The organism is Bradyrhizobium sp. Leo114 (assembly GCF_055229415.2).
Genome location: NZ_JBUYEN020000124.1, coordinates 1 through 4,665, shown reverse-complemented (window position 1 = coordinate 4,665; position 4,665 = coordinate 1). Strand labels below are relative to the sequence as shown.

Here is a 4,665-nt window from a genome sequence, read left to right as displayed (position 1 = left end):
TATCAGCAGTCGCCGCGCTCATCGTTCGGCTCAATGCGGAGTTCCGGAAGGCGGCGAGGTCGGACCGGTCGGCCGCGCTTAACGTCGAGATCGCTGCGCAGGAAGCTGCTGCCAAGGCGCTTCGCAACTCAGGACTATGCCAGTTGTTTGGCGCAATAGCCACCTCTGGCGGCGCGAGTTAGGTGCCGGTGTGAACCTCAAGGGCGCTCGCCAGAGTCAAGCGCGCTTCGATGAGCTGTACAAGGCCAAGATCCAGACGCCGCTCCCGAAGTCTGGTGTGGAGACGCCAGCCCCGAGAGGCAATACACCTGGCGACCCGCTTAGGCTGGACGCGCCCGATAGCACGACGGACCCCCTTGAGTTTACGCGCGTTGTCCAGGCACAGACAGCTGCCCAGCAGGCGGCGATGAGATGGAATGGCATGGGCACAATCGCAACAGAAGCCTTTAAGCTTCCGGGACCCGGCCTGAACATGGGCGCGACGCACTACCAGGAGGAGAAGGCGAAGCTGGAGGCGGACGGCACCAAGGCGCGGGCGCAGATGGAGGACGAGAGTGAATTCATGGCAAGCTATGAGACGGTGATTCAGGACTTTCTGGGCAAGCTTGCAGAAATTCGTCGTGCCGATACCGAGGCGAGAAGCAAGATCGTCTATATGGCTTGAGTGCATCGTTCGGACGAAAAACGTCTGGGTTTGAGGATGACGTAAGATGATCAATCCAATGTCTGGATACCAGCCCTATGCATGGGCCAGCAGCGCAGGAAATGTTCTCCCCGGGGGGGTATCTTTGGCCTCGATTATGACGCTGGTTCTGATGGAACGGCATGACATTTACCAGAATCAAATCCGCTCTCAAATCGACGATATGCAGGCGCGCAACAATTTGCTGAAAGATATGGATGAGGCGTTGGCTGCCCTGCGTACCAATCGACCTACCGATGAGAAGACGGTTAAAGACTACGGCAGCTTCGTCGATTCGCAAGGCAAGACTCAGGACGTGTTTGAATGGATGCAGGCAAACGGCATCTCCATCGAGACGGAGAATTCCGACAAGAGAGGTGTGCAGTCGCAGTTTGACGCTGCCACCAGCAACCTTAAGGCGGCGATTGACAGTGCCAATAGCGAAGGGCAGATGGCGTTGATTTTTCTGCAAGGGCTGCTTGATAAGCTCAATCAGGTTGCTGAACTGATGTCTAACCTCCTTTCGAGAGATCAAAAGATCAAGGAGGTGATCATTGGCAACTCTCGTTAAGAGACGGCAACACATGAGTAGTACAGGACGGCGGCAGTCATCCCAGTTCTGCCCACCCGTTCTCACAGTTGCAATGAATGCAAGTGCGGCGGTGGATGGAAAGTTGAATGGATGCGCATTCTCCGCGGGAACGCCGTTTCCTCAATGTCTAGCAAGACCTTGCTGACGTTCCTTGGTCTACTGCTTACCCGATGTGCCGGCTCCGACTCGATTGCTGAACGCGGTGTTCTGCTGGCTTCGCCAAGTGTCGGCTGGCATGCGTCGGAGCCCTCCTTCTCAGCGGGGAAACCGCAAGCACGTAGCTTTGAACTGCTGGCACAGCCGTCGACCCGGCCGGTCACCGCCTCGGTGGAGCGGCGGCTGCCGGTCACCTCCGACAGCACTCGCGTGAGCCTCGACTACGCCAATGCCGATATTCGGCAAGTTGTGAATGACGTCGTGGGCGACATTATGAGCATGCCTGTCATCATCGATCCGGGCGTTGGGGGAAAAATGACACTTCGGACCTCGGGCAAAGTCCCCGTGAGTGATGTGCCGCGATTACTCGACCAAGCGCTAGCACCATACGGCTACGGACTGGCCGTGGTTGACCGCGGAGTTCGGGTGGGGCGCTTGGTCGATCTCGCCGGCGGAGTACGAAGCGATGTTCAAGTGATTCCCGTGCGCTATGTCGATCCAGCCGATGTCATCAAGGTGATCCGACCAAACGTCGAGGAGAGCGTGCGTCTGACACCCGCGCCGGGAGAACAAGGTATTGCCATAAGTGGACCGCCCGGCTCGGTGAGTTCCGTGCGCGAACTCATCGGTTTACTTGACAACGATGCTATGGCTCACAAATCGTTTGCGCTGTATACGCTGGCTCATGCGAGTCCGGCCGCCGTAGAGCGAGAACTCAGCTTCTTGTTCAACCAGAATGACCAGGGCAGAGTGCGCGTTCGGCTTGCGCCACTCGAGCGGCTGAACGGCATTCTTGTGGTAGCGGACGACCCTGTGCTACTTGAGCAAGTTCGTCGGGCTATCGCCAAGCTGGATAAGACGTCGGAGGCGGCGGCAAACGTTCACGTGCGTCCACTTCGGTACCGAAGGGCTACGGAAGTGGCGCAGGTGCTAGCACGAATCTTTGGCGCTCAGCCGCCCAGTGTCGTATCTCGCGCGCAGCCCGCGGGAGAGTTTGGGAAGTTGTCAATCGGAAGCGCATCCGATCGATCGAGTTTGCCCCTAAACGTTCCCGGCCTGTCGGACGAAAGATCGGATGCGGCCGCGTCAGCAACCCAAGCAAAGGACGATGCGGCGGTCCCCGCAGTCAGTCTTGGCCTGTCGGCGCCGGTCCAGATCCAGGCAGACCCCAGCCAAAATGCACTCGTGATCTTAGCAACGCCGACCGACTACAAAATCATCGAAGCCGCAGTTCATCGGCTTGATGTCAAGCCGCGGCAGGTCCTGATCCAGGTCATTGTCGCGGAGGTGCGGTTGAGCGATCATTTGCGATACGGTGTCGACTATCTTCTTTCCTCTCTGGATTTGGGTGCCGTTCCACAAGGTGGTTTGTCCTATGTGTTCCCAAATAGGGATGTCAACGTTGTGCTACGCGCGCTAAGCGGCCTCGGGGACGTCAAGGTCGTATCGGCGCCACGTATTCTCACAGTTGACAACCAAACTGCGACCATTGAAGTGGGCGATCAGGTTCCGGTCCTCGCGCGATCCTCACAATCCACGCTAAGCCAGAGTTCATCGATCGTGAGCGACGTCGAACTGCGCGACACGGGGGTCATTTTGGCCGTAACACCTCGCATCGGCGCCGGGGGTAGCGTGACGCTCGACATCTTTCAGGAGGTCAGTACGGCGAACAAGAACACACTGACCAACGTCCAATCCCCGGTCATTTCGGTACGTCGCCTCCAAAGCACCGTATCGACACGAAACGGCGATACGATCGCGATCGGCGGTTTGATGCAGGATAGCACCAACCGGATGGATTCCGGGGCTCCCGTGCTGAAGGACATTCCGTTGTTGGGACCTCTATTCGGCAGCACGGAGCACGCCAAGGACCGAACCGAGCTCTTGGTGTTACTGAATCCTCGGGTGGTTGAGAGTGGCGCCGATGCGCGTGCTTTGACTGAGGAGTTGCGGGAGAAGTTCGAATCGCTAGCCCCCGATCTCGGCCGCCACCTGACGCCCCAACGTAGGCGTCGTTCTCAGGCCACGGCTTTGAGGGCTTGGGCGCGGCAGGCGCAGGGCAGAAACTGTGCGAGGTCGCGGTGGGGATGTCCGTTGGTGACCTCAAACAGGACGTCAGAGTTAGGCAAGCGGATCGACTGAAATGGACCCGCGGAGCGGGACCGGTTGAACCGGCTTGTTAGTTGGAAACTGATCGCTCCTGATCCTTTTCTATCACGCAGCCAGAGATTCTGTCTGCTGCTGTTGCTGTGGGCATGTGGTCAACGCGTCAGCGTTGTCCACCATGTCCACAGCCTTGTCGGCGTGCATCCGTTCGCGCCAGATCGGCATCGGGGTGCGATAGCCGTGCGCCTGATGAAGGCGACGATCGTTGTAGAAGGCGATCCAGCTTGCGACCCCTGCCTTGGCCTCGCGGCCGTCGGCATAGCCTCTGAGATAGATGTCCTCATGCTTGAGCGACCGCCTCAGCCGCTCGATGAAGACGTTGTCCATCCAGCGACCGCGGCCATCCATGGAGATCCTGATCCCTAGCGCCCGTCAACGCGCCGGTGAAGGCCGCACTGGTGAATTGGCTGCCCTGGTCGGTGTTGAATATCTCCGGCGTGCCATACTTCGCCAGCGCCTCTTCCAGCGCCGCCACGCAGAACCAGACGTCCATCGTGTTCGACAACCGCCACGCCAGAACCGCACGGCTCGCCCAGCCGATGATGGCGACGAGATAGAGAAAGCCACGGCCGATGGGCAGATACGTGATGTCGGCCGCCCATACCTGGTTTGGTCGGTCGATCGTCATGTTGCGCAACAGATAGGGATAGATCTTGTGGCCCGGCGCCGGCTTCGTCGTGTTCGGCCTTGGTCCCAGCGCCGCGATGCCCATCTTGCGCATCAACCGCTGCACGCGCTTGCGATTGACCTGAAGCCCCTCAGCCTTCAGCATCGCGGTCATTCGCCGCGAGCCGAGGAACGGCCAGGCGGTGAACAGCTCGTCGATCCGCTGCATCAGGGCAAGGTCGTTGTCGTTGGCCGGCCGTGGCGGCCGGTAGACCCCGGAGCGCGCGATGCCAAGCAACATGCATTGCCGGCGGATCGACAGCGCCATGTCGGCGCGATCGAGCATTCCTCGACGGTCCGGCGTGCTCATCTTCCGGACCTCCGCGCTAAAAAATCGCGCTCGACTGTCAGTTGTCCAATCTTGGCATGCAGCTTCTCGATCTCGCGTTCGCGCGCGTCCTCG

4 protein-coding genes and 1 pseudogene are annotated in these 4,665 nt (G+C 59.3%); 4 read left to right on the top strand and 1 reads right to left on the bottom strand.

Annotated features, from left to right (window positions below; all coding sequences use genetic code 11):
• The 4 genes from ACZIRK_RS44615 to ACZIRK_RS44600 form a co-directional block, all read left to right on the top strand.
• Positions 1-182: hypothetical protein (locus ACZIRK_RS44615; protein ID WP_463703350.1), on the top strand; the 182-nt coding region annotated here is incomplete at its 5' end.
• An 8-nt stretch (positions 183-190) separates the two neighbouring features.
• Entirely contained in the window at positions 191-664 is a 474-nt protein-coding gene (locus ACZIRK_RS44610; protein WP_474419780.1) for a hypothetical protein, read from the top strand.
• A 46-nt stretch (positions 665-710) separates the two neighbouring features.
• Positions 711-1,253: a hypothetical protein gene (locus tag ACZIRK_RS44605; protein ID WP_130231697.1), complete on the top strand. Its 543-nt coding sequence runs from the start codon at positions 711-713 to the stop codon at positions 1,251-1,253.
• 144 nt (positions 1,254-1,397) lie between these two features.
• The gene (locus ACZIRK_RS44600) at positions 1,398-3,572 is read left to right on the top strand and encodes a secretin N-terminal domain-containing protein (protein WP_165435644.1); all 2,175 of its coding nucleotides are present in this window, start codon (positions 1,398-1,400) and stop codon (positions 3,570-3,572) included.
• A 189-nt stretch (positions 3,573-3,761) separates the two neighbouring features.
• Here ACZIRK_RS44600 and ACZIRK_RS44595 read toward each other — a convergent pair.
• Positions 3,762-4,665, bottom strand: a pseudogene (locus tag ACZIRK_RS44595) (IS3 family transposase); the annotation flags it as partial.